The sequence below is a fragment of the Micromonospora sp. SL4-19 genome (genome assembly GCF_047921475.1).
Lineage (GTDB): Bacteria > Actinomycetota > Actinomycetes > Mycobacteriales > Micromonosporaceae > Micromonospora.
This window is the reverse complement of record NZ_JBLROB010000004.1, coordinates 173,802-197,929: the sequence shown is the minus strand read 5'-3', so window position 1 is coordinate 197,929 and position 24,128 is coordinate 173,802. Positions and strand designations below refer to the sequence as shown.

Annotated in this window: 23 protein-coding genes and 2 tRNA genes; 9 read left to right on the top strand and 16 right to left on the bottom strand. The window is 72.8% G+C overall.

Features of this window, described 5'->3' with window-relative positions; genetic code table 11:
- Positions 1–8: 8 nt before the first annotated feature.
- Positions 9–581 carry a DUF5709 domain-containing protein gene (locus tag ACNAVT_RS08695; RefSeq protein ID WP_416294490.1) on the top strand — a complete coding sequence of 191 codons (573 nt, stop codon included), beginning with the start codon at positions 9–11 and terminating at the stop codon, positions 579–581.
- A 5-nt stretch (positions 582–586) separates the two neighbouring features.
- Here the strand turns inward: ACNAVT_RS08695 and ACNAVT_RS08690 are convergent, their stop codons facing one another.
- A complete protein-coding gene (locus ACNAVT_RS08690; RefSeq protein ID WP_416294704.1) occupies positions 587–1,219 on the bottom strand; it encodes a response regulator in 633 nt (210 codons plus the stop codon).
- A gap of 11 nt (positions 1,220–1,230) precedes the next feature.
- Complete coding sequence (gene macS, locus ACNAVT_RS08685; RefSeq protein WP_416294488.1) at positions 1,231–2,355, bottom strand: MacS family sensor histidine kinase; 1,125 nt, start codon at positions 2,353–2,355, stop codon at positions 1,231–1,233.
- A gap of 115 nt (positions 2,356–2,470) precedes the next feature.
- Here macS and ACNAVT_RS08680 point away from each other — a divergent pair, with 115 nt between their 5' ends.
- Positions 2,471–2,938 (top strand): ATP-binding protein, encoded by a 468-nt coding sequence (locus ACNAVT_RS08680; RefSeq protein ID WP_416294703.1) that lies wholly within the window; start codon positions 2,471–2,473, stop codon positions 2,936–2,938.
- Between the two features lie 52 nt (positions 2,939–2,990).
- On the opposite strand, the gene ACNAVT_RS08675 is transcribed toward ACNAVT_RS08680, so the two are convergent.
- Positions 2,991–3,929, bottom strand: a complete 939-nt coding sequence (locus ACNAVT_RS08675; RefSeq protein ID WP_416294486.1) for a ribose-phosphate diphosphokinase — start codon at positions 3,927–3,929, stop codon at positions 2,991–2,993.
- Between the two features lie 65 nt (positions 3,930–3,994).
- Between ACNAVT_RS08675 and glpK the strand changes: the two genes are divergently transcribed.
- Positions 3,995–5,479 carry a glycerol kinase GlpK gene (glpK, locus tag ACNAVT_RS08670; protein ID WP_416294484.1) on the top strand — a complete coding sequence of 495 codons (1,485 nt, stop codon included), beginning with the start codon at positions 3,995–3,997 and terminating at the stop codon, positions 5,477–5,479.
- Between the two features lie 12 nt (positions 5,480–5,491).
- Here the strand turns inward: glpK and ACNAVT_RS08665 are convergent, their stop codons facing one another.
- Positions 5,492–6,325: a phosphoribosylaminoimidazolesuccinocarboxamide synthase gene (locus ACNAVT_RS08665; protein ID WP_416294482.1), complete on the bottom strand. Its 834-nt coding sequence runs from the start codon at positions 6,323–6,325 to the stop codon at positions 5,492–5,494.
- A 159-nt stretch (positions 6,326–6,484) separates the two neighbouring features.
- Here ACNAVT_RS08665 and ACNAVT_RS08660 point away from each other — a divergent pair, with 159 nt between their 5' ends.
- Positions 6,485–7,804: an ABC transporter substrate-binding protein gene (locus ACNAVT_RS08660; protein WP_416294480.1), complete on the top strand. Its 1,320-nt coding sequence runs from the start codon at positions 6,485–6,487 to the stop codon at positions 7,802–7,804.
- A gap of 54 nt (positions 7,805–7,858) precedes the next feature.
- Here the strand turns inward: ACNAVT_RS08660 and ACNAVT_RS08655 are convergent, their stop codons facing one another.
- From ACNAVT_RS08655 to ACNAVT_RS08625, 7 genes are all read right to left on the bottom strand, one after another.
- Positions 7,859–8,110 carry a hypothetical protein gene (locus ACNAVT_RS08655; protein WP_416294478.1) on the bottom strand — a complete coding sequence of 84 codons (252 nt, stop codon included), beginning with the start codon at positions 8,108–8,110 and terminating at the stop codon, positions 7,859–7,861.
- A gap of 108 nt (positions 8,111–8,218) precedes the next feature.
- A tRNA-Met gene (locus tag ACNAVT_RS08650) sits at positions 8,219–8,292 on the bottom strand.
- Between the two features lie 149 nt (positions 8,293–8,441).
- Positions 8,442–8,518, bottom strand: a tRNA-Met gene (locus ACNAVT_RS08645).
- A 49-nt stretch (positions 8,519–8,567) separates the two neighbouring features.
- Positions 8,568–9,482: a hypothetical protein gene (locus ACNAVT_RS08640; protein WP_416294476.1), complete on the bottom strand. Its 915-nt coding sequence runs from the start codon at positions 9,480–9,482 to the stop codon at positions 8,568–8,570.
- Positions 9,472–9,981, bottom strand: a complete 510-nt coding sequence (locus tag ACNAVT_RS08635; protein WP_416294474.1) for a SigE family RNA polymerase sigma factor — start codon at positions 9,979–9,981, stop codon at positions 9,472–9,474. The genes ACNAVT_RS08640 and ACNAVT_RS08635 overlap by 11 nt, the downstream gene beginning before the upstream one ends.
- A 148-nt stretch (positions 9,982–10,129) precedes the next feature.
- On the bottom strand, positions 10,130–13,135 hold the full coding sequence (locus ACNAVT_RS08630; protein ID WP_416294472.1) for a UPF0182 family protein: 3,006 nt from the start codon (positions 13,133–13,135) through the stop codon (positions 10,130–10,132).
- Between the two features lie 125 nt (positions 13,136–13,260).
- On the bottom strand, positions 13,261–14,274 hold the full coding sequence (locus ACNAVT_RS08625) for a PDZ domain-containing protein (protein WP_416294471.1): 1,014 nt from the start codon (positions 14,272–14,274) through the stop codon (positions 13,261–13,263).
- Positions 14,275–14,457: 183 nt separating this feature from the next.
- Here ACNAVT_RS08625 and ACNAVT_RS08620 point away from each other — a divergent pair, with 183 nt between their 5' ends.
- The gene (locus ACNAVT_RS08620) at positions 14,458–15,660 is read left to right on the top strand and encodes a zinc-dependent metalloprotease (RefSeq protein WP_416294701.1); all 1,203 of its coding nucleotides are present in this window, start codon (positions 14,458–14,460) and stop codon (positions 15,658–15,660) included.
- A 26-nt stretch (positions 15,661–15,686) separates the two neighbouring features.
- Here ACNAVT_RS08620 and ACNAVT_RS08615 read toward each other — a convergent pair whose 3' ends face one another.
- Complete coding sequence (locus ACNAVT_RS08615; RefSeq protein WP_416294469.1) at positions 15,687–16,337, bottom strand: hypothetical protein; 651 nt, start codon at positions 16,335–16,337, stop codon at positions 15,687–15,689.
- Between the two features lie 180 nt (positions 16,338–16,517).
- Entirely contained in the window at positions 16,518–17,039 is a 522-nt protein-coding gene (locus ACNAVT_RS08610) for a M48 family metallopeptidase (protein ID WP_416294468.1), read from the bottom strand.
- Between the two features lie 521 nt (positions 17,040–17,560).
- On the opposite strand from ACNAVT_RS08610, the gene ACNAVT_RS08605 reads away from it, so the two are divergent.
- From ACNAVT_RS08605 to ACNAVT_RS08595, 3 genes are all read left to right on the top strand, one after another.
- The gene (locus ACNAVT_RS08605) at positions 17,561–17,728 is read left to right on the top strand and encodes a DUF5679 domain-containing protein (RefSeq protein ID WP_012014940.1); all 168 of its coding nucleotides are present in this window, start codon (positions 17,561–17,563) and stop codon (positions 17,726–17,728) included.
- A gap of 202 nt (positions 17,729–17,930) precedes the next feature.
- On the top strand, positions 17,931–19,058 hold the full coding sequence (locus ACNAVT_RS08600) for a TOMM precursor leader peptide-binding protein (protein WP_416294465.1): 1,128 nt from the start codon (positions 17,931–17,933) through the stop codon (positions 19,056–19,058).
- Complete coding sequence (locus ACNAVT_RS08595) at positions 19,055–20,401, top strand: ABC1 kinase family protein (RefSeq protein ID WP_416294464.1); 1,347 nt, start codon at positions 19,055–19,057, stop codon at positions 20,399–20,401. The genes ACNAVT_RS08600 and ACNAVT_RS08595 overlap by 4 nt, the downstream gene beginning before the upstream one ends.
- A 335-nt stretch (positions 20,402–20,736) precedes the next feature.
- On the opposite strand, the gene ACNAVT_RS08590 is transcribed toward ACNAVT_RS08595, so the two are convergent.
- The 3 genes from ACNAVT_RS08590 to ACNAVT_RS08580 all read right to left on the bottom strand — a co-directional run bounded on the left by ACNAVT_RS08590 (position 20,737) and on the right by ACNAVT_RS08580 (position 23,782).
- The gene (locus ACNAVT_RS08590; protein WP_091068617.1) at positions 20,737–21,102 is read right to left on the bottom strand and encodes a WhiB family transcriptional regulator; all 366 of its coding nucleotides are present in this window, start codon (positions 21,100–21,102) and stop codon (positions 20,737–20,739) included.
- A gap of 141 nt (positions 21,103–21,243) precedes the next feature.
- Positions 21,244–21,498: a hypothetical protein gene (locus ACNAVT_RS08585; protein WP_416294462.1), complete on the bottom strand. Its 255-nt coding sequence runs from the start codon at positions 21,496–21,498 to the stop codon at positions 21,244–21,246.
- 130 nt (positions 21,499–21,628) lie between these two features.
- Complete coding sequence (locus tag ACNAVT_RS08580; protein WP_416294460.1) at positions 21,629–23,782, bottom strand: ATP-dependent DNA helicase UvrD2; 2,154 nt, start codon at positions 23,780–23,782, stop codon at positions 21,629–21,631.
- Between the two features lie 93 nt (positions 23,783–23,875).
- Here ACNAVT_RS08580 and ACNAVT_RS08575 point away from each other — a divergent pair, with 93 nt between their 5' ends.
- Positions 23,876–24,118, top strand: coding sequence for a mycoredoxin (locus tag ACNAVT_RS08575; RefSeq protein ID WP_416294459.1), 243 nt, complete (start codon positions 23,876–23,878; stop codon positions 24,116–24,118).
- The last annotated feature ends 10 nt before the right edge of the window (positions 24,119–24,128 follow it).

Below are 24,128 nucleotides of genomic sequence, written 5' to 3'. Positions count from 1 at the left end.
GACCGGTCATGCGCGACGACGAGTACCCCACCCCCGTGTCCGACCCGGAGGCGGAGGGCCTGCCCGACACCGCCGACGACGACTCGACGGCCAGAGACGACGTCCTGACCGGACGCGACGCGGACGGGCCCGAGCCGGCCCAGCTCCCCGGCGACCGCGACCCGGTGGCCGTGGACCGGTACGGGACCACCGCCGAGGAGCAGCTCGACGGCGAGTCGCTGGACTACAAGCTTCATCGGGAGGCGTACGAGCGGCCCGTCGACGACCCGCTCGCCGGTCCGGTCGACCCGGGCATCGCCGCCGAGGCGGACAGCGAGGAGGCCGCCGCGCAGGCCCAGTTCGACGCGGACGTGATCGACCCGGGCCCGACCTCCGACCCGCACTCGGCGGTCTCGCTCTACGACCACGGCCAGCTCGGCAGCATCGCCGACCACGAGATGGGCCGGCTGGTCGAACCGGACGAGGGGGCGCACACCGACCAGGAGACCGACAACATCGCGTACGACGCGGGCTCGGCCGGCGGCGGGGCGACCGCGGAGGAACTGGCCATCCACGAGACCCGCCCCCCGGAGTCGCACTGACCGCCTCAATCGTCCAGGCCGCGCTCGATGGCGTAGCGGGTCAGCTCGACCCGGTTGTGGAGCTGGAGTTTGCCGAGCGTGTTCTGCACGTGGTTCTGCACCGTCCGGTGCGAGAGCCCGAGCCGCTCGGCGATCTGCTTGTACGACAGCCCCTTGGCCACCAGGCGCAGCACCTCGGTCTCCCGCTCGGTGAGCCGGGGTGCCGCGTCGCGTGAGGTCGCCGGCTCGGCCGCCAGCCGCCGGTACTCCCCCAGCACCAGCCCGGCCAGGCCCGGCGTGAAGACCGGCTCGCCGGCCGCGGTCCGGCGCACCGCGTCCAGGAACTCGGCCGGCGCGGTCGACTTGACCAGGTAGCCCGTGGCGCCGGCCTTCACCGCGTCCAGCACGCTCTGCGGCTCGCCGCTGGCGGACAGCATCAGCACCCGCACCTCGGGCAGCGCGGCACGCAGCCCGAGGATCACCTCGACGCCGGGGATGTCGGGAAGTTGCAGGTCGAGCACGACCACATCCGGGCGGGCCGCCGGGGCCACCCGGAGCGCCTGCCGCCCCTCCCCGCTGGTCGCCACCACCAGGTGCCCGGCCTCGGTGAGGTCGCGGGCCACCCCCTCCCGCCACATCGGGTGGTCGTCGACCACCATCACCCGGATGCTCACCGGCCGCTCCTCGGGACGGTCAGCTCGATCTCCGTGCCGGCACCGGCGGCGGAGACGATCCGCACCTCGCCGCCCAGGTCGGCGACCCGGCCGCGGATCGACTGCGCCACCCCGAGCCGGCCCTGCGCCGCGGCCTCGACCAGCCGTCCCTCCGGGATCCCCGGGCCCTCGTCGCGTACCGAGACGGTCACCGTCTCCCCCTCATCCTCGATCAGCACCCAGGCCCGCCCACCGGCGTGCCGGGCCACGTTGTCCAGTGCCGCCCCGACCGCGGCGGCCAGTTCGCCGGCCACCTGCGCGGGCAGCCGCACCGGGGTGGCCGGTGCGGCGACGTCGACCGCCGCCGAGGCGTACCGGTCGAGCAGGTCACGCAGGTCGCGGTCGTCCCCCTGATCGACCGGCGCGGCGCTCGCACGACCGATCAGGGCGCGCAGTGCGGCCTCCTGTTCACCGGCCAGCCGGGCCAGCTCTCCCGCCTCGCCGTCCAGCTGGGCGCCGCGCCGCTGCACCAGCGCCAGCACCTGGAGCACCGAGTCGTGGATGTCCCGGGCCAGCCGCTCCCGCTCCCGGGTGGCCGCCTCCAGCTCCACCGCCCGCTGCAGCCGCTCCTCGGCGGTGACCGCCAGCCGGGCGACGTGCCCGACCACCACCCCGGCGAGCAGCATCAGGATCACCCCGGTGAACGAGGAGTGGCTGATCCGTTCCCGCGTGGCCAGGTCGATCCCGCCGAGCGCCAGCGCGGCGACCGCGCCGCGCCGCCGGCCGCCGGACACGGCCCAGGCCAGCACCGGGCCGGCCAGCCAGGCGACGGTCAGGGTGGGCACACCGGCCGCCAGCGCCGAGCGCCCCACCACCCAAGGGTTGGCCAGCATGATCGCCAGGACCACGCCGAGGTCGGCCAGGAGCAGCGGCCAGCGCCGTCCGGCCGGGCGCGCGTACCCGGCCGCGGTCGCCACGGTCCAGGCAAGCATCACCAGGAGTACGCCGCCGGCGGCGACCGGGTGCGCGTATCGGTGGGCGTCGCGGAGAACCAGCAGGCCGACGTACGCCAGCGAGGCGAACCGGAACACCGCGATGGAGCGCCAGAGTGGGACCTCCAGGCCACCCAGGGACGACGGCATGCGCGACACCATGCCACAGCCGGTGGCGGGCGGGATGGCGGGTGCGGCTCGGGAAACCCTGACGTACGGTGGAAAAGCCGCGAAGTTCGCCGAGATCCACCACGGGGACGGGGCCATGACGAACGCAGAACCCCCCGCACCGCGTACGGTTGTGCCCATCGAACCTTCCCTCCTCATCGCCGAGGCCTTCGACCAGGCCCAGGTGACCGAGCTACGGCACTCGGTCACCTCTCGCGCGCGCGCCGCGGGGCTGAGCGGTCAGCGGCTGGACGATTTCGTGCTGGCGGTCAACGAGCTGATCACGAATGCTGTCCGGCACGGCGGCGGCCGGGGCTGGCTGCGGCTGTGGCGCCAGCCGGGGAAACTGGTCTGCGAGGTCGCCGACCACGGTCGCGGGATCAGCGCCCAGCGGCTCAGCGACCGCAACCGGCCGGCCGCGGACACCGCCGGCGGCTGGGGCCTCTGGCTGGCCCGGGAACTGAGCGACACCATGGCGGTCGACAGCAGCGACGCGGGCACGACCGTACGGATCACCGCCGCGCTGATCTCCCGGCAGCCCGCCGCCCGCCCCGGCGACGGCTGACCGGCCCGCTCCACAAGGGCGCGGACCGGTCCGCACGGCGCGGCCGGGCCGCTCAGGCGAAGAGCGCGCTCACCGACTCGCCGTTGTGGATCCGCCGCATCGCCTCGGCCAGGGCCGGCGCCACCGACAGGACCTCCAGCTTCGGCACCCGCTTTTCCGCCGGGATCGGCACCGTGTTGGTGCAGACGATCTCCAGCACTCCGTCCTGCTCGCTCAGTCGCCGCAGCGCGTCGCTGGAGAAGAGGCCGTGGGTGCAGGCCAGCCGGATCGACCGGACCTTCCGCTCGCGCAGATGGGCCATCAGCTCGATCACCGTGCTGCCCTTCGCGATCTCGTCGTCGAGCACGATGACGTCCCGGTCCGCCACGTCGCCGATCACCGTGCTGATCTTCACGCGGTCGTCGCTGAACCGCTGCTTCGCGCCGGCCGCGACCGGCGTGCCGAGCATCCGGGCGAATGCCGCGGCCTCCTTGGCGTTGCCCAGGTCCGGCGAGACCACCACGGTGTTGCTCAGGTCCTGGCCCTTGAAGTGGGTGGCCAGCTCGCGCAGCGCGTGCAGGTGGTCCACCGGGACACTGAAGAAGCCGTGCACCTGCGGCGAGTGCAGGGTCATCGCCAGCACCCGGTGCGCCCCGGCCGAGGTGAGCAGGTCGGCCACCAGCCGGCCGCCGATGGAGATCCGCGGTGCGTCCTTCTTGTCCGACCGGGCGTACGCGTAGTGCGGCAGCACCACGGTGATCCGGCCGGCCGACGCGCCCCGGGCCGCGTCGATCATGAGCAGCAGCTCGACCAGGTGCTCCTGCACGGGTGGCACCAGCGGCTGGATCAGGAAGACGTCACGTTCCCGGCAGTTCGCCTGCAACTGCACCTCCAGGCAGTCGTTGGCGAACCGGGACACCCGGACCGGGTGCAGCGGTACGTCGAGGTGGGCGCAGATCTCGGCGGCGAGGTCGGGGTGGGCGGTCCCGCTGAAGACGGCAATGTCACGCACGCCTGCCGATCGTACGGGTCGGCGCGGGGCAGGCGACGGACGATCCCGGCGGGTACCGTGCTGCCGTGACCGGAGAGTTCGTCGCCGCCATCGACCAGGGCACCACCTCGTCGCGGTGCATCGTCTTCGACCGGGCCGGGGAGATCGTCTCCGTCGCCCAGCGCGAGCACCGGCAGATCTTCCCGCAGCCCGGCTGGGTCGAGCACGACGCCGAGGAGATCTGGGCGAACGTCCAGCAGGTGGTGCGGGAGGCCCTCGCCGCCGCCGGCACCGGGCCGGACGGGCTCGCCGCCGTCGGCATCACCAACCAGCGGGAGACCACCGTGGTCTGGGACCGGGCCACCGGGCGCCCGGTCGCCAACGCCATCGTCTGGCAGGACACCCGCACCGCCCCGCTGCTGCGCGAGCTGGCCGAGGCGTACGACGAGGAGCGGCTACGCGCCCGCACCGGCCTGACCCTGGCAACCTACTTCGCCGGGCCGAAGCTGCGCTGGCTGCTCGACCATGTCGACGGGCTGCGCGAGCGGGCCGAGCGGGGCGAGGTCCTCTTCGGCACGGTCGACAGCTGGCTGATCTGGAAGCTGACCGGCCGGCACGTCACCGACGTGACCAACGCCGGCCGGACCATGCTGATGGACCTGGAGACCCTGGACTGGGACCCGGAGCTGCTCGACGCGATGCGGGTGCCGGCGGCGATGCTGCCGGAGATCCGCTCCTCGGCCGAGGTCTACGGCACCGCCGACGGGGTGCTCGCCGGAGTGCCGGTGGCCAGCGCGCTCGGCGACCAGCAGGCCGCCCTCTTCGGACAGACCTGCTTCCAGCCCGGCGAGGCCAAGTGCACCTACGGCACCGGCAGCTTCCTGCTGCTCAACACCGGCGCCAGCCCGGTCGCCTCCCGGCACGGCCTGCTCACCACAGTGGCCTACCGGATCGACGGCCAGCCGGCCGTGTACGCCCTGGAGGGCGCGATCGCGGTCACCGGCTCGCTGGTCCAGTGGCTGCGGGACAACCTCGGCCTGATCTCCAGCGCCCCGCAGATCGAGGAGCTGGCCCGCACGGTCGACGACAACGGCGGCTGCTACGTGGTGCCGGCCTTCTCCGGGCTCTTCGCGCCGCACTGGCGAAGCGACGCCCGGGGCGTGATCGCCGGGCTGACCGGCTACATCACCAAGGGGCACCTGGCCCGGGCCGTGCTGGAGGCGTCCGGCTGGCAGACCCGTGAGGTGGTCGACGCGATGAACGCGGACTCCGACGTGGCGCTGCGCCGGCTGCGGGTGGACGGCGGCATGACCGGCAACGAACTGCTGATGCAGTTCCTCGCCGACGTGCTCGACGTGCCGGTGATCCGCCCCCGGATCACCGAGACCACCTGCCTGGGCGCCGCGTACGCGGCCGGCCTGGCGGTCGGCTTCTGGCCGGACCTGGCCACCCTGCGGGAGCAGTGGCGCGCCGACGCGCAGTGGGCCCCGGAGATGGACCCGGCGCTGCGCGAGCGGGAGCTGCGCAACTGGCGCAAGGCCGTGCAGCGCACCCTCGACTGGGTGGAGTGAGCGGGGCGGTGATCAGTCCCAGCGGTTGCCGGTGAGCTTCTCGTAGACGTCGACGTAGCGGGCCCGGGTCGCCTCGACCACCTCGGCCGGCACCTCGGGGGCCGGCGGCTGCCGGTCCCAGCCGCTCCCGGTGGCCCAGTCCCGGACGTACTGCTTGTCGTAGGAGAACTGGGCGCGGCCCGGCTGGTACGACTCCGCCGGCCAGAATCGGGACGAGTCGGAGGTGAGCAGCTCGTCGGCGAGGACCAGGGTGCCGTCCGGCGCCCAACCCAGCTCGATCTTGGTGTCGGCGACCAGGATGCCCCGGTCGGCGGCGATCTCCGCGCCGCGCCGGTAGACGTCGATGGTGATCTGCCGCAGCCGCTCGGCGGTCTCCGCGCCGAGCTTGTCGGCCACCTGCGCGTACGTGATCGGCTCGTCGTGCTCGCCCTTGGGTGCCTTGGTCGACGGGGTGAAGATCGGCTCGGGCAGGATCGACGCCTCCACCAGGCCCCTGGGCAGCTCGACGCCGGAGACCGCGCCGCTGTGCTGGTATTCCGCGAAGCCGCCGCCGGTGAGGTAGCCCCGGGCCACGCACTCGACCGGGACCATGTCCAGCCGTCGGCAGCGGATCGCCCGGCCGGCGAACTCCGGCGGCACGTCGGTGGCGGAGATCACATGGTTCGGCACCAGGTCGGAGAGCTGCTCGAACCACCACAGCGACAGGGCGGTGAGCAGCCGGCCCTTGTCCGGGATCGGGGTCGGCAGCGCCACGTCGTAGATGGAGATGCGGTCGGAGGCGACCAGGATCAGGTCGTCCCCGTCGGCGTAGACGTCCCGTACCTTGCCCGAGTGCAGAAGTTCCACGGCGCCTAGTACACCACGGGACGGGCCGGCCGCCCGTGCGACCACCGGCCGTCCCGCCGGCGCCCGGGCCTGCGGGTACGACGCCGGCGTTGACACCCTCGGCCCGTCCCTGGGTAAATGATCCGTCCGCAGCAGCCGCCCGCGGCCCAGGAGAACCTCGTGCGCGCTCCGCAGTCCGTACCCCGCCCCGGCGTCGACCGGCGGCGGCTCCTCGGTGCGCTGACCGGGCTGCCGCTGCTCGTCGGCGGGCTGGCCGGCTGCCGGCCGGAGGAGGAGGCCCGCGTCGACGACGGGCCCGTCGAGCTGTCGGTGTTCTGGTGGGGCGAGGCCGCCCGGGCCGAGGCCACCGAGCATGCGCTGCGCCTCTACTCCCAGCAGAACCCGCAGGTCCGGTTCCGAGTCACCTGGCAGGGCCTCACCGGCTACTACGACCGGCTGGCCACCCAGGCCGTCGGGGGCAACGTGCCCGACCTGTTCCAGATCGACGACACCGTGCTCACCGAGTACGCCCGGCGGGAGATCGTCCTCGACCTCAGCCGGTACGTCGCGGACAACCGCCTCGACCTGGGCGACCTACCGGAGCACCTGGCCCGGTACGGCCAGGTGGAAGGCAGGACCAGGGCGGTCCCCGCCGCGCAGACCAACGCCGCGCTCGTCTACAACCGCGACCTGCTGCGCCGCCTACGACAGCCCGAGCCGCGCACCGGAATGCCGTGGAAGGAGTACGCGCAGTGGGCCGCCCGGGTCACCCGGGCGTCCGGGAACCGGGTGGCCGGCACGGTGGATCCCTCCGGCGACTACCGGGCGCTCTGGCTCTGGCTGCGGGGCCGGGGCAGCGAGTTCTACCAGGGGCGGCAGCTCGGCTTCAGCTCCGACGAGCTGATCGACTGGTTCGAGTTCTGGGAGGTCGCCCGGCTCGACCGCGCCTTGGCGGTCAACCCGCTGGTGGAGCTGGCGGACACCGGCGAGCCGGCCCGTCATCTCGTGGTGACCGGTCAGACCGCCGCGTCCTTCGCCTGGTCGCACCAGCTCCCGGAACTCCAGCGCCACACCGACGACGAGCTGGGCATGACGATCCTTCCGGGCACCCCGGCCGCGCAGTGGCCCCGGGCGTCGATGTACTGGGCCGCCTTTCGGGGCACTCGGCACCCCGGGTTGGTCGTCGATGTGATCAACTTCCTGACCGTCAATGTGGCGGCCGGTCGCGCCCTCGGTACCGAGCGCGGGCTGAACGCCAGCGTCCCGGTCCGGCGGTTCGTCGAGCAGGGCGTCACCGACCGGCCGGGAAAGCGGTTGGTGGCCCTCGGCACCGACCTGGACGATCTGATGGGACCGGCGCCCGCGCCGCCGCCGAAGGGACACGCGCGGGTACGCACCCTGCTCGTCGCCACGGCCGAGCGCGTCCGCACCAAGCGGACGGGTGCCCGGACGGCGACCTCCCGGTTCATGGCCGAGGCGAACGCGGCCCTGGCCGAGTGACCGCAGAACCATGAGTGCCTGCGCGCGCCGGGCCGGGCCCGGCGCGCGCGATGGTCAGCGCCGCGGGCCGCCCCGCCGGCCCCGCATCAGCAGCAGCACCAGCAGCACGATCCCCCCGACCACCACCAGACAGCAGAGCAGCCCGAGGGCCCCGAAGCCACCGCCCCGGGACCGCCGCCGGGCGGCCTCCACCACCAGCTCGCCGGTCCCCGTGGACGCCCACGCCGCGACCGGTACGAACACCGAGAGCACGACCGCACCGAGGACCGCGCCGAGCCGGCCCCACCACCTGTTCCAAGCAGACATGGCCTCATCCTTGCCGAGCAGCGCAACCGGCCCGCCGGGCAGGGTGGGCGAAGCCGCCTGAGAACGGCGACAGGCCCCGGAGCGGACTCCGGGGCCTGTCGTGACGAGTAGCGGGGACAGGATTTGAACCTGCGACCTCTGGGTTATGAGCCCAGCGAGCTACCGAGCTGCTCCACCCCGCGTCGGCTCGTACAGCTTATCGCATCTCCGCCGTGGAGATCAGCCGGGTCCCCGATCGCCGCCGCTGCGACCCCGGGGAGCGGGAGAAAGCGACACGGGGGCGGAGAAACGGAACGGCCCCGAGGATCGGATCCTCGGGGCCGTTCCGGCGTGGTAGCGGGGACAGGATTTGAACCTGCGACCTCTGGGTTATGAGCCCAGCGAGCTACCGAGCTGCTCCACCCCGCGTCGGTCCGTCAACCGTAGCGCACCGACCCCACGAGGCGCAAAACGACCGTCAGGACAGCCACCTCTTGATCGCCTCGGTCGCCCGCCGGCTGTCCGCGTCGAACTGCGTCCGATCGGTGGAGCTGTCCTCCCAGCCCTGCTCCCACAGCACGGTGACCACGTCACCGACGCGTACCGCCCGGACCAGGTGGACCTCGTCGCCGCCCGTCGGGTCCCCGTTGACGTCCCGGTACGGCGTCCGGATCTCGAACAGCACCGACTCCTCGCCGTACCCGGCGCCGTCCAGCAGGCGCTGGGTGGCGGTCACGCCCGGCGCGTTCGGCGCGTCCTGCCGCGGGCAGTTCCGGACCGCCTGCCGCAGCTCCCGCAGCGCGTCGTTGGCCCGGCCTGGCCGGTAGACGGTGACGCTGTGCCGGTAGCTGCCATCCGGCACGGCCTCGGCCGACGCTCCCGTCAGCTTGAACGCCAGCGTCCGCGCTCGGCGCGCCACGATCTGCGTCTCACCGGGCCGGGCACCGCACAGCGCCGGCAGCACCGGCCCGGGGAGGAACTGGTTGCCGGTACCGGCGTCGTTGACGGCGGGCAGGACGAAGAAGGCCCGGTCCGGGACACTCGTCGGGGTGCTGGCCGGCGGTTGGTTGCTCGTCGTCGGAACGCCGGGCGTACGGGACGGGGCCGGGGCGGTACGGCTCGGCGACGGCGTGCCGGAGCCGGGCGGGGCCGACGGGCTGATGGTGGTGGTGCCCGCGGGTGGCCCGGGCGGGGCGTCCGGGCCGGCGGCGAGCACGATCTGCGTGCCGACGGCCGTGCCGGCGACGAGTACGGCGGCGGCCAAGGCACCCAGCGCGGCTCGGTTGCGGGCCCGGCGGTCGGCCCGCCGGCGCACCTGGTCCGGGGCCGGCAGCGCCCGCTCGTCGATGTCGGCGGCCAACGCCCGGTAGCGGCGGGTCAGTTCACGCGACATCGTTGACCTCCAGCTCCTCGGTGGCGGTGCCGGGCAGCAGCTCGGCCAGGCGGGCCCGGCCCCGGGACAGCCAGGACTTCACGGTGCCCGTGGGGACCCCGGCCTCCCGGGCGATCTCGGCCACCGACATGTCGAACAGGTAGTGCAGGGCGAGGGCCTGCCGGTGCCGGGCCGGCAGCTGCCGGAGCGCGCCGACCAGCAGCACGGTGTCCTCGCCGGGTGGGCCGACGGCGTCCGGTGGACCGCTGCGGCTGGCCGCCAGCCGCCAGCCGCGCAACCGCCGCCACCGGTCCGTGGCCAGCCGGCTGACCACCAGCCGCAGCCAGGCTTCGGGCGCCGGGTGGGCGGCCACCTTCCCCCACTGCCGCCAGGCCCGGGCGTACGCCTCCTGGACGAGGTCCTGCGCCTCGCCGGGGTCGTCCGCCACCGCGTAGCCGTACCGCAGCGTCCGCGCCGACGTGCTCCGGTAGAAGTCGTCGAAGCTGTTCGCATCCCTCATCGCCAGACCTCGCCTCCCTCCGTCCACCTGCACTGTTGACGGGGGAACCGGGTGCCGGGTTGCGGGCGTTCTGTCGGGGAGACGACACGAGCCCGTGGCCGCAGACCGCTACGGGTCTGCGGCCACGGGCTCCGCGGTCGGGCTGGCGTCAGCCGTTCGGTGAGGGCGAGGTCGAGGCGGCGGGAGGCGACGCGGACGGGTTGCCGCTGGGCGACCGGTTGGCCGCCTCCTGCGCCTGCTGGAACGCGGTCATCGCCTCGTCCAGCGTCTTCAGGGCCCGGCCGTACCGCTCAAAGTCACCGGACGCCTGGGCGGCCTTGACCTCGGCGATGGCGCTCTGCACCTTGTCGGCGGCCTGGGCCAGCTCGCCGGTGAGCACCGGCTGGGTGGTGCCGCCGGTCGGCGGGGTGCCGCCGGTCGGCGGGGTGCCGCCGGTCGGCGGGGTGCCGCCCGGCTCGGGCGGCGGGTTGCCGGCCGGCGCCCGTTTACCCTTCTCGACGAGCTGCTTGATGCCGTCGCTGATGTTGTTCGCCAGCACCACGTACGAGCTGCCGTCACCGTAGGAGAGCAGCACCTTCTGCAGCAGCGGGAACGCGTCCTGCTGGTTGCTCTTCACATACACCGGCTCGACGTAGAGCATGCCGTCGCCGAAGGGCAGCGAGAGCAGGTTGCCGTACTGCACCTGGGCCTGGTTCGACGAGAGCAGGTTGAGCTGCTGACGGATGTCGGCGTCGTTGGTCATCTGCTGGTGCACCTGGACGGGGCCGCCGGTCCGGGTCTGGTCCGGCAGCTCCCGCACCTCCAGCGTCGGCTCTCCGTTCACGTACGAGCCGGAGATCAGCGCGGCGAGGTTCTGCCGGCCGTTCGGGGTGACCGCGGCGGTCAGCTGGAAGCGCGGCCCCTCCTGCTGCCCTGGGAACTGGGTGAACAGGTAGTACGGCGGCTGCTTCTCTCCGCTGTCCGGCGCGTCCGGCACGTTGGGCACCTGCCAGAAGTCCTGACCCGAGTAGAAGTCGCCCGGATCGGTGACATGGAACCGGGTGAGCAGGTTGCGCTGCACCTTGAACAGGTCCGCCGGGTAGCGGAAGTGCGCGGACAGCTCCGGCGGGATCGCCCCCTTGGGCAGCACCAGATCACCGCCGAACGCCTTGTTCCACGCCTTGAGCACCGGGTCGGTGTCGTCGAACGCGTACAGCCTGACCGTGCCGTCGTACGCGTCGACGGTCGCCTTGACGGAGTTGCGGATGTAGTTGACGTTCTCCCGGGCGAGCTGGAAGGTGCCCCGCCCGGTCAGCTCGTCGGCCGTCTCGGCTTGGAGGTTGACCCGGTCGGCGTAGGGGTAGGTCGCGGCCGTGGTGTAGCCGTCGATGATCCACAGGACCCGGCCGTTCACCACCGCCGGGTACGGGTCGCCGTCCAGGGTGAGGAACGGCGCGACCTTCTCCACCCGGTCCCGCGGGTTGCGCACGTAGAGCAGCTTGGAGTCCTTGTTCAACTGCTCGGAGAGCAGGAAGTTCGACTCCTGCTCCTTGATCGCGTAGAGCAGCCGCCGGGTGAACGAGCCGATCTTGACGCCGCCCTCGCCGGTGTACGTGTAGTACTGCTCGCCCCCGGTCGAGATCGGGCGATCGAACTCGACGTTACGGTCGCCGGTCTGGCCGACGATCGCGTAGTCGTTGTCCGACATCCGCTCGCCGTAGTAGATGCGCGGCTGCTCGGCCGGGATCTCCTCGGTCGGCGACGAGCAGCCCTGCGTCTCCTTCGCCGCCTCACCCAGGAAGCCCGAGACGAAGTACGGCAGGCCGTTGCAGACCTGGTTGGCCGGCGCGGCCACCAGCCCGTACCCGTGGGTGTAGACGGTGTGCCGGTTGATCCAGTTGCTCTGCTGCGAGGTCAGCTCGCGGTAGTTGATCTCTCGGAGGCCGACCACGTAGTCGGAGGTCTTGCCGTCCACCGCGTACCGGTCGATGTCCAGCTTCGCGCCGAAGTCGTAGAAGCTGCGCACCTGCTGGAGCTGGGTGTACGTCTGGGAGACCAGCTGCGGGTCGAGCAGCCGGACGTTCTGCACCACCGAGGTGTCGGTGGCCAGGCTGGGCGGCGGGACGAGGTTGCTCGCCGCGTACCCGGTGGGCTTCGTGGCGGTCAGCCCGTACGCGGCCCGGGTCGCGTCGATGCTCCGCTGGATGTACGGCGCCTCCTTGTCCCGGGCGCTCGGCTTCACCTCGAAGGTCTGCACCGCCCACGGGTAGATGCCGCCGATCGCCACCGCCGAGACGCCGAGCAGGGCGAGCGCGATGCCGGGCCAGACCAGGTTCCGCATCACCGCGTTGGAGAACACGATGATCGCGATGGCCACCACGACCGCGATGTACGCCAGGATCTCCTTTGCCGGGAGCAGCGCGTTCACATCGGCGTAGCCGGCGCCGTAGAGCTTGGCGCCCTCGTTGTACTCCAGCAGCATCGCCCGCTGGTCCAGCACGTACGCGATCGCCTTGAGCAGGACGAAGACCGCGACCAACGTACTCAGGTGGGCGCGGGCAGCGTTGGTCATCCGGTCACCGATGCCCTGCAGCCGCACCCCGCCGTAGATGTAGTGCACGGCCAGCGCGCCGAGCAGGGACAGCACTACCGCGGTGAAACCGACGCCGAGCAGGTAGCGCCAGAACGGCAGTTGGAAGACGTAGAACCCGACGTCGATCCCGAACTCCGGGTCCTTCACGCCGAAGCTCCCGCCGTTGCGGAACAACAGCCACTGGCTCCACCGGCCCTGCGCCGACAGCCCGGCGAAGAGCCCGAGGACGGCGGAGACCAGGGCGATCCAGGTGCCGAGCCGGGGGCTCAGCAGCATCCGGTACCGCTCCAGGGTGGCCTGCTCGGCCGAGCGCGGGCGCAGCTGGGGTCGCAGCCGGTACGCCAGCCAGAGGTTGCCGCCGACAATCGCCGCCAGGCCGGCCCCGACCAGGAGGAACAGCGTCAGCCGGGTGGCGAGGACGCCGGTGAAGACCTGGGTGTAGTGGACCTCGTCGAACCACAGCCAGTCGGTCCACACGTTGACGCCCCACCCGATCAGGGTGAAGAGCAGGAACACCCCGACCAGGACTCCGATGGTGACGCGTCCGCGCCGGCTCATCCTCGGCAGGGGACTGCTACGCATGACCACTGTTGGCTCCGCACGCTCGATGTGATCGGCTCCGACCAGGGACCCAGAGTACGGGGTGTTCCTGGACACGTCGGGTCAAGGTCACGTCACGATCCTCGCGCACGGCCGCCACAGCCGGCTCAGCAGCGGGTCGGCTGGCCTCCGGCGCGCAGCGTCTCCAGCGTCTTCAGCGCGTCGTCCAGCGACGCCACCTTGAGCAACGGCAGGTCGGGCTGCGGGTTGCGGACCGCCTCGGCGCAGTTGTCGGCGGGCACCAGGAACACCTTCGCCCCGGCCTCCTTGGCGCCGACCAGTTTCTGCGCGATGCCACCGATCGGGCCGACCTGACCGTCGTCGTCGATGGTGCCGGTGCCGGCGATGATCTTCCCGCCGGTCAGGTCGGCCGGCTCCAGCTTGTCGATGATGCCCAGGGCGAACATCAGCCCGGCGCTCGGCCCGCCGATGTCGCCGAGGTCGATCTTGAGGGTGAACGGGTGCGGCTGCTGCTGATCGATCTCGACGCCGATCCGCGGCCGGCCGTCCTGCTCCCGGCTGGTCACCGTCGCGGTGGCGGACTGCCCGTCGCGGGTGTACCCGATCTTCAGCGCGGTGCCGGCCGGCTTGGCCCGGATCAGCTCGGTGAGCTTGGCGGCACTGGTCACCTGCTGGCCGTCGACCGAGGTGATCAGGTCACCGGGCTTGAGCGCGTTCACCGACGGCCCGCCCGCGGTGACCGCCTTCACCACCACCTGGATCGGGTAGCCCAGCTCACGCAGGGCCGCCGTCTCCGCGCTGGTCTGCGAGTTCTGGAAGTCCTCGGCGTTGCGCTTCTCGACCTCCTGCTGCGACTCTCCCGGCGGGTAGACCAGCTCGCGCGGCACCACCGCCTCGTCCTTGGAGAACCAGCCGGCCAGCGCCGAGCGGAGCCGGACGGTCGGCTGCACGCCGACCGTGGTGAGCCGCAACTGCCCGGCGGAGGTGGACGTCGCCCGGCCGGTGACCTGGATGATCTCCTTACCGTCCGAGGTGCCGAGGGTGTTGACCGTCGGGCCGGGACCGAGCACCACGTACGGGAGGGGCACGCTCAGCGCACCGATGCTGAGCAGGGCGGTGAGCAGTGCACCGAGGAGTACGGTCACGCCGCGACGTCTCATGCGGCAGAGCGTACCGATCCGGGCAGGTTGGCCCGGCACGGTGACCGGCGGACTTCGCCCTCAGCGCAACGCCAGCGGCGCGACCTGCGGCGGGGCACGCGTACCGTAGACGTCGTGCCTGATATTCCGTTCGGCTTCGCGCTCCCGGGTGGGCAACCACCAGACCCCAACGACCCCGCGCAGATGCAGCAGTTCATGGCGCAGCTGCAGCACCTGCTCTCCGCGCCCGGCAGCGGGCCGGTCAACTGGGACCTCGCCCGGCAGGTGGCCGCGAGCCAGCTCGCCGCCGCCGGCGACCCGGCGGTCTCGCCGTTCGAACGCAACGCGGTGGAGGAGGCGCTGCGCATCGCCGACCTCTGGCTAGAGCCGGCCACCTCGTGGCCCTCCGGCATCCGGACCTCGGTCGCCTGGAACCGCAACGAGTGGATCTACAAGACCCTCGACGTGTGGCGCAAGCTCTGCGACCCGGTGGCCAGCCGAATGGTCGGCGCGATGGGCGACCTGGTCCCGCCGGAGGCCCGGGCCCAGCTCGGCCCGATGCAGTCGATGGTCGCCACGCTGGGCGGTGCCCTCTTCGGGGGCCAGCTCGGCCAGGCGCTCGGCTCGCTCGCCGCCGAGGTGCTCTCGGCCGGTGACATCGGCCTGCCGCTCGGCCCGGCCGGCACCGCCGCGCTCATCCCGGCCAACATCCGGGCCTACGGCGAGGGCCTGGAGCTGCCCGAGGACGAGGTACGCCTCTACGTCGCCCTGCGTGAGGCCGCCCACCAGCGGCTCTTCCAACACGTGCCGTGGCTGCGCGGGCACGTGTTCACCGCGGTGGAGAACTACGCCGCGGGCATCCGGGTCAACCGGGAGGCGATCGAGGAGGCGATGGGCCGGGTCGACCCGACCGATCCGGAGTCGATGCAGGCAATCGCCCTGGAGGGCATCTTCACTCCCGAGGACACTCCGGCGCAGAAGGCCTCCCTGGCCCGGCTGGAGACCGTGCTCGCCCTGGTGGAGGGCTGGGTGTGCCACGTGGTCGACAGCGCCGCCGGCGAGCGCCTGCCCAACGTCGTACGCCTCGGCGAGGCGTTCCGCCGGCGCCGCGCCGCGGGTGGTCCGGCTGAGCAGACCTTCGCCGCACTGGTCGGCCTGGAGCTGCGGCCGCGGCGACTGCGCGAGGCCACCGCGCTCTGGGCGGCGCTGACCGAGCACCGTGGCATCGCCGGCCGGGACGCGGTCTGGGGCCACCCCGACCTGCTTCCCTCGGACGACGACTTCGCCAACCCGGAGGCGTTCGCCGCGACGAGCAGCGACCTGGACGACGAACTGGCCACCTTCGACTTCACCGCCCCAGGTGCGCCGGAGGAGCAGCCCCCGAGCGAGGGCGACGGCAGATCCTGACGCGCCGGCCCGGGCGCGCCGTGTGGTCAGCCTGGCTGGCCGGAGAGGAGCGCCCGGGTCGCGTCCCAGCCTTCGAAGGCCGGATCGAGGGTCGCCAGGTCGGCCGGGCCGCGCAGGCGGCGCCAGCCGGCGGTGACGGCCACGTCCCCCGGTCGCGGGGCGGCCGCGCGCACGTCCGCCGGCGCGGCCGTGTCCAGGTCCAGCACCGGCAGCCACTCCGGTACGGGCAGCCGGGACGCCACGCCGAGCAGACCTGGGCCGCTCCCCTCCACCGGGGCGACCGCCACCGGACGGCTGGACAGTGGCCGGAGCAGCTTCCCCAGGGTGAGCCCCGGCACGTCCGGGGCGTCGGCGACCACCACGGCCGCCTGGTCGTATCCGGGCGGCCCGGCGGCGTCGAGGTCGCTGGGCGCGGCCTTGCCGTTGCCGGACAGCGCGGCGAGGACCGCGTTGATCGTCGGCTCCGGCACCTCGTGGACGGCCGTGCCCGGCCACACCACGGCGTCGGCGAGCCAGCGGTCCTCGGGCGTCACGGCCACCGCGGTCTCCACCTCGTTGAGCGTGGCGAGCAGGTCCACGACGTCCTCGGCGAGCGCGGTACGCCACCGCGTCGGGTCGATCCCCGGCGGCGTCCACGCCACCGGAGCGAGCAACGCCACCACCACACGTCGGGCCACGCCCCGACCCTACCCGCCACCCGGACCGCCCCCGGCCGGCCGACGCGGTGTGCCCCGGTCATCGAGCCCGGCCGTGACCGGACCGGACGAGGGGCGCGGCGACGGCCCACGGCCCGACCGCGACGGCACCTACGGATCGACGAGGCCCGGCCGGCTACGGCAGGCCGGAGGGCCACAGGGTCAGTCGGCGCCTGAGGTGGCGGCGACGCCCTCCAGGTAGCCTCGGGCCCGCTCGGTCTTCGGGTACCGCCCGACCAGGGCCCAGAACGCGGCGTTGTGGCTGGGCACGATCAGGTGCGCCAACTCGTGCAGCAGCACGTAGTCGATCACCCAGTCGGGCATGTCCTGGATCCGGTGGGAGATCCGGATGGTGCGGTCGGCCGGGGTGCAGGAGCCCCAGCGGCCGTTCTGGTTGGTGACCCAGCGGACGCTCGCCGGGGTGGCCGCGACGCCGTGCTCGGGCAGGTAGAGGTTGATCAGCCGGGCGGCCCGGGCCAGCAGCTCCGCATCGGTGCGGGCGAGGCGGTCCTCCCGGGCGGCGAGCCGCGCCAGCATCCGGTCGACCCACTCGCTCTCCTCGGCGCGGGAGAACTGGTCGGGGATGAGCACGACCACTCGTTCACCGTCCCGGTACGCGGACACTGTCCGTCGCCGGCGCTGGCTGCGCCGTACCTCGACGACAGGCTTCCGCGTCCCGGCCATCACTGGTCCGCGCAGCCTCGGCTGACTGTCACGAGGGAAAGCTAATGCGTACTGACCAGGGGTCCGCAAGAGTCAACACGACGACACGCGCCCGGAAAGTGGTGGTTGGTCGTGGGGAGTCCTGAAAATTTTCTTTGCGGTGGCGACTCAACCGCCTCCGGTCACCCTTCGTGGCGGCCCGGACCGGCCCGCCGGCCGTCACCCGCCGACCCCCGCACACGTTAAGTGATCTACGGACGGAGCATGGCGCGGGGGCCGCCTGAAGGGGGATCTGAGCGTGTTCACCCGGCGTGTCCCCGCGAAACTGACTTATCCGACGTAACTCGGCATGCACACTCTCGTCGTCGGCTTGCTCACAGAGTCGACGCACAGCTGACATGGAACCGCCCAGAGCTGGGTAGGGTCCGCCAACCAGCGGTCACGCGCGTGACCGTGGAGAACCGCCCGGCGCCGGCGCCACGCGTGGCCCGCGCAGGGAACCCCGCCGGACGTGTCCGGCGGACGAGACGAGGAGGGCTACCGTGGCCGACCAGGCCCAGACCTACAACGGTTACTGCGTGAAGTGCAAGGAGAAGCGGGACTTCGAGGGCCGCGTGGAGGTCTCGAAGACCGGCATGAACATGGCCAAGGGCAAGTGCCCGGTGTGCGGCACAACAGTGAACCGCATCCTCGGCAAGGCCAAGGTCTGACCCGTACGGATCGAACGGGGGAGGGATGGCCTGCGGTCAACTCTCCCCCGGGTCGTGTCCGGCCCTGACTGTCGGCTGACCGACACCGGCTACCGACCGGTTGTGGAAAAGCGGGCTTTTCCTGTGGACAACCCTGGATGTGGTCGGGCGCACCTGTGGACAACGACCGACGGAAAGCGCGGACACGGTCACGATTCGTGACATGGCTCCCCCCGCGCCCCTCGCCCGTCCGACGCTGCTGCCCGGCCTGACCCGGCTCTGGCGGGACCGGCACACCCTTCAGCTCGGGGTCGAGCCCGGGCGGGCCGTTCTGCTGGAGTTGGCCAGTCCCCGGGCCGCCCGCCTCCTCGACCTGCTGGACGGCACCCGCAGCGAGCGCGCCGTCCTCGCGTCCGCGGCCACGGCCCAGGTGGCGCCGGACGAGGTCCGCGTCCTGCTGGACACGCTCCGGGCCGCCGGCCTCGTCGTACCGGCACAGAGCCTGCTCCCACCGGACCTCGCCGGGCCGCTCCGGGCCCGGCTGGCCGGTGAGGCCGACTCCCTGGCCCTGGCCACGGCCGGCCTGCCCGGCACGCCGGCTCAGGTGCTGCGCCGCCGCCGGGCGGCCCGCGTGCTCGTCACCGGCGCCAGCCGCCTCGGTGGGGCGATCGCCGTCGCGCTGGCCCAGGCGGGCGTCGGCCACGTGGCGCCCGACCTGGCCGGCCCGGTCCGCCCGGGCGACCTGGTGGGGACCGGCCTCACCGCCGCGGAGATGGGTCGGCCGCTGGCCCCGGCGATCCGTGGCGCGCTCGACCGATCCGCGCCGGGCACGGAGACCGGGCCGCTCCGGCAGCACCGCGTCGACCTGGTGGTCCAGCTCGGCACGGACCGACCCGCGCCCCTGCTCGCCGCCCGGTACGCGCAACGTCGCCAGCCCCACCTCCTGGTCGACCTGCGCGGTGGCGTGCCGGTAGTGGGCCCGCTGGTCCGCCCACCGGCGGGCCCCTGCCTGAACTGCCTCGACCTGCATCGGGTGGACCGTGATCCGGACTGGCCGGCGCTCGCCGCCCAGCTCGCGGCCGACGACACCGAGCGCCCGTGCGCCGTCACCACCCGGCTGGCGGCGGTGGCGTACGCGGTGGCGGAGGCGCTGGCCCACCTCGACGGCGACGCCCCGGAGACCCTCGGCTGCGCCGTCGAGATCGGCGCGGCGGGCCGGATCCGCCGCCGCCAGTGGCCGCCGCACCCGTCCTGCGGGTGCTCCGGACGTCGCCCGATCCGGGTCGGCCCTACCCGCTCCCGGCTTCGCAGCAGCAGCGGACCCTCGGAGTCGGTAACAATGACCGGGTGACCGACATCCCGCGCCGGGCCGTGTCCCGGACCGCCAAGCTCGCCGCTCTGCCGCTCGGCTTCGCCGGTCGGACCGTCCTCGGCATGGGCAAGCGGGTTACCGGGCTCGCGTCCGACGTCATCTCCGCCGAGATTCAGCAGCGCACCGCCGAGCAGCTGTTCAGCGTGCTGGGACAGCTCAAGGGCGGGGCGATGAAGTTCGGCCAGGCGCTGTCGGTCTTCGAGGCGGCGCTGCCCGAGGAGATCGCCGGCCCCTACCGTCAGGCGCTCACCAAGCTCCAGGAGGCCGCCCCGCCGCTGCCCGCGGCGACCGTGCACAAGGTGCTCGCCGAGCAACTCGGGCCGGACTGGCGGGACCGGTTCGTGGAGTTCAACGACACCCCGGCCGCCGCCGCCAGCATCGGGCAGGTGCACCGCGCGGTCTGGCGGGACCCGGGATACGGCCCGAACGGCGGCCCGCACCACCGGGACGTCGCCGTGAAGATCCAGTACCCGGGTGCCGGGGACGCGCTGTTGGCCGACCTGAAGCAGCTGTCCCGGCTGGGCGGCATGTTCCGTGCGATCCAGCCCGGGCTGGACGTCAAGCCGCTCCTGGCCGAGCTGCGCGAGCGGGTCACCGAGGAGCTGGACTACGAGCTGGAGGCCGAGTCGCAGCGGGCCTTCGCCGCGGCGTACGCCGACGATCCGGAGATCTTCATCCCGGAGGTGCTGGACGCCTCGCCACGGGTGCTGATCACCGAGTGGGTCGAGGGCATTCCGCTCGCGGAGATCATCCGGAACGGCACCGAGGAGCAGCGCGACGAGGCCGGGCGTCTGATGGCCGAGCTGCACCTGTCCGCGCCGATGCGCGCCGGGCTACTGCACGCCGACCCGCACCCGGGCAACTTCCGGCTGCTCCCGGACGGCCGGCTCGGCGTGATCGACTTCGGCGCGGTGGCCCGGATGCCGGAGGGCACCCCGGAGCCGATCGGCCGGATCGCCGGGCTGGCGATCCGCGGCGACGCGGACGGGGTGGTGAACGGGCTGCGCGACGAGGGCTTCGTCAGCCAGACCGAGCCGATCGACGCGCAGGCGCTGCTGGAGTGGCTCCAGCCGATGCTGACCCCGGTCGCCGAGGACGAGTTCCGGTTCACCCGGGCCTGGCTGCGCGCAGAGGCCACCCGGCTGGCCAGTCCCCGGTCGCCCGCGTTCCAGCTCAGCCGGCAGCTCAACCTCCCCCCGTCATACCTGATGATCCACAGGGTGACGCTGGGCTCGATCGGGGTGCTGTGCCAGTTGGAGGCGAAAGCGCCGTACCGGGCGATCCTCGAACGCTGGCTGCCCGGCTTCGCCCCGGTGAGCTGAGCACCACCCACCCGAACGCCACACCGGTGGGCGCGGGCGCTGTTGTGCCACGGGGGCGGCGGCCGTCCGGCCGCCGCCCCCGTCGTGCTGTTTGGGATCTAGAGAACGCCCAGGTCACGAGCCGACTGGGTCCGGCTCTTCATCGCGACGGTACGGGCGGAACGGGTTGCCTCAGTGCTCGTGGTGGTGCGACCGGCCTGAGGCCGGGGCATTCGAGCCCGGGACAACGCTTCGTGAAGTAGTTGCATCTCGGTTCCATTCGGCAGGTGCATCATCGGTTTCGGCTTTCTCGCGGCCGGTGGGACACCGGCGGGGACGTGTGGATCGGAAACGTGTCAGGCTGCCAGCCGGACCGCACTGCGCGACTCGGACAGCCCACTGGCCGCCAGTCGCGCCTCGGCCTCGACCCGGAGCTGGGCGTCGCGGGCGAGGTCCTCCTTGCGCGGGCGGCCACGGGGCCGCTTGCGCGGGACGACCGCGCCACGCTCGAAGATCTCGCCGCCCCAGACCCCCCACGGCTCGGCCCGCTCCACCGCACCGGCGAGGCACTCGACGCGCAGCGGGCAGTCCCCGCAGAGCGACTTGGCCAGCTCGAGCTCGGTGGGCGAGTCGGAGAACCACAGGTCGGGGTCGAACTTCCGGCAGGGCAGGTTCGCCTCCACCTCGACACTCACGTCGAGCGGGGCCAACGCCAGACTCATCCTCCGGTCACCTCTCTCTCACTTCGATCTCGTGGATCGCATTTCGACGTACTTCTGGCACTACCGCGGTGCAAAAAAACTGAGGCCGCGGATCCCGGTATGCGGGTTCCGCGGCCTCGAGGTGAGCCGGTGGTCTGTAGATCAGACCGGTCTACCTCGAGGTGGAACACCGCGGACATCCGTGCGCTTGTTGGCGCCGCCGATGCCCATGCCCGTGAAGCCACTGGTCCCCTCGATCCCAGCCAGCGGCGCCACGGTCAGGTTCAGCTCGGCCTGAACCTGGACCTGGTGCACCTGCGGGAGCGACGGTCGAGCGGCAAGGGCCACCCGGACGGACGGCAGCGGAGCGCAGGCAGCTGGCATCGCCGCCGGACGCTCGTTGATGTAGATCTCCATTGGTGCCACCTCCCTGACTTTCCTCGTGCCGACCATGGACTCGTCCCCCGTGAGCAGCCCGAATGGCGCCGCTCGCGAGGTGTGTCCTGAGGCTATTCCTCGCCTCGGGGGGAGGGCAAACGATTTACGGCTAGATTTCGAAACTTTTCTGCGAGCAGACATCGTCCACCGCCGCGCCCGCCACCAGGGCCAGCACGGTATCGCCGTAAAGTCCCAGTTTGCGGGGGCCGATGCCGGCGATCGCGATGAGTTCCTCGCTACGTCCCGGCTGCCGCTCGGCCAGCGCGGTGAGCGTGGCGTCGGTGAAGACCACGTACGCCGGCACCTTCTGCGCCTCGGCTACCCGCTGCCGCCACTCGCGCAGCCGCTCGTACAGCTCCTCGTCGAGGTCGGACGGGCAGGTCGGGCAGCGCCCCAGCTTGCGGTCCGCCCCGGCGAGCAGGGTGGCGCCGCAGATCCGGCACGAGACCACCTGGGTCCGGCGCCGCTCGGTCCGCCGGGCCGCTCCGGCGCCGGCCCGCTCGGTGCCGCCCGAGCGGTCGAGCTGCGGCAGGAAGCGGGACGGGCGCCGGGCCCGTCCGCCCGGCGAGCGGGCCCCGGCGTACGACAGCCAGAGCCACTCCCGCGCTCGGGTGATCCCGACGTAGAGCAGCCGCCGCTCCTCCTCGACCTGCTCCGGGGTCTTCGCGTACGTGGTGGGCAGGGTGCCCTCGGCGAGGCCGACCAGGAAGACGGCGTCCCACTCCAGGCCCTTCGCGGAGTGCAGCGAGGCCAGGGTCACCCCCTCCACCGTGGGTACGTGCTGCTGGGCCGCCCGGCGGGCCAGTTCCTCGTTGAAGTCGGCCAGCGTCACCGGGCGCTCGATCGCGGCGGCCTCGCCGATCGGCACCACCGGCGGGGTGGCCGCGTACTCCTCGGCGAGCTGGACCAGGGCGGCGAGCGCCTCCCACCGCTCGCGGGCGGCGCCGCCGGCCGGAGGCGCGTCGGGCGCCCAGCCGACCGCGGTGAGCCCTTCGACCACGGCGGCCGGCAGCGGGATCTCCCCCGGGATCGACCGCGTGGCGGCGCGCAGCGCCACCATCGCCTGCCGGACCTCGGGCCGCTCGAAGAACCGCTCCGCCCCCTGCACCACGTACGGGACCTGGGCCTCGGTCAGCGCCTTCTCGTACGCCTCGGACTGCGCGTTGGTGCGGAACAGCACCGCGATCTCCCGGGCCGGGGTGCCGCCGTCGACCAGCGCCCGACAGCGGGCGGCGACCGCGTTGGCCTCGGCCGGCTCGTCGGTGAAGATCCGCAACTCGGGTTCGGGCCCGGGCGGGCGCTGGCCATGCAGCTCCAGCCGCAGCCGGGCCTCGGTGCCGCGGGCCTGCGAGATCACCGCGTTGGCCAGCCCGACCACCTGCGGGGTGGAGCGGTAGTCGCGGACCAGCCGGACCACGGTGGCGGTGCGGTAGCGGCGCGGGAAGTCGACCAGGTACGACGAGGTCGCCCCGGTGAACGAATAGATCGTCTGGCTGGCGTCACCGACCACGGTGAGGTCGTCCCGGCCGCCGAGCCATGCCGCCAGCAGCCGCTGCTGGAGCGGGTTGACGTCCTGGTACTCGTCGACGACGAAGTGCCGGTACTGGCCGCGTACCTGCTCGGCGACGTCGGAGTGTTCCTCGATGCCCCAGACGGCGGCGCGCAGCATGTCCTCGAAGTCGATCACCCCGTTGCCGCGCTTGAGGCGCTCGTACGCGGCGAAGACCTCGGCCACCTTCGCCGGTTCGTACGGGGTCTCGCGCAGCGCCTTGGCCGCGGCCACCGCGTACTCCGACGGCTCGACCAGGGACGACTTGGCCCACTCGATCTCGCCGGCGAGGTCGCGGGCGGCGGCCCGGTCGGCGCGCAGGCCGACCCTGGCGGCGGCCAGGGTGACCACCCGGACCTTGCTGTCCAGCAGTTCCGGCATGGCGCGCCCCTCCAGCAGCCGCGGCGCGAAGTAGCGAACCTGGCGCAGCGCCGCCGCGTGGAAGGTGCGGGCCTGGACACCTTGTACGCCGAGCGCGGTGAGACGGGCCCTCATCTCGGCGGCGGCGCGGGCGGTGAAGGTGACCGCCAGCACGTGCCGGGCGGAGATGGCACCGGTGAGCGCGCGGTGGGCGATCCGGGAGGTCACCGCGCGGGTCTTGCCGGTCCCGGCGCCGGCCAGGATGCAGACCGGGCCGGCCGGGGCGGTCACCGCGGACCGCTGCTCCGGATCCAGTCCGGCCAGCACCCGTTCCGCCCCTGAGTGAACCGCCACAGCCAGGAATCATCCCAGCCTCCGACAACGTTGCAGCGGTTAGCCTGACCTGATCGGACCGGGCGCGAGCCATCCCCCTTGGAGGACCTGACCATGTTGACGATGTATTCCACCCCGTGGTGCGGCTACTGCCACCGGCTGAAGTCGCAGCTCGACCGGGAGAGCATCGCGTACGAGGTGGTCGACATCGAGCAGGACCCGAAGGCCGCGGAGTTCGTGATGAGCGTCAACGGCGGCAACCAGACGGTGCCGACCCTGCGCTTCGCCGACGGCAGCGCCCTCACCAACCCCTCGATCACCCAGGTCAAGCAGCACCTCGCCAGCCTCCCCAGCTGACCCCACCCAC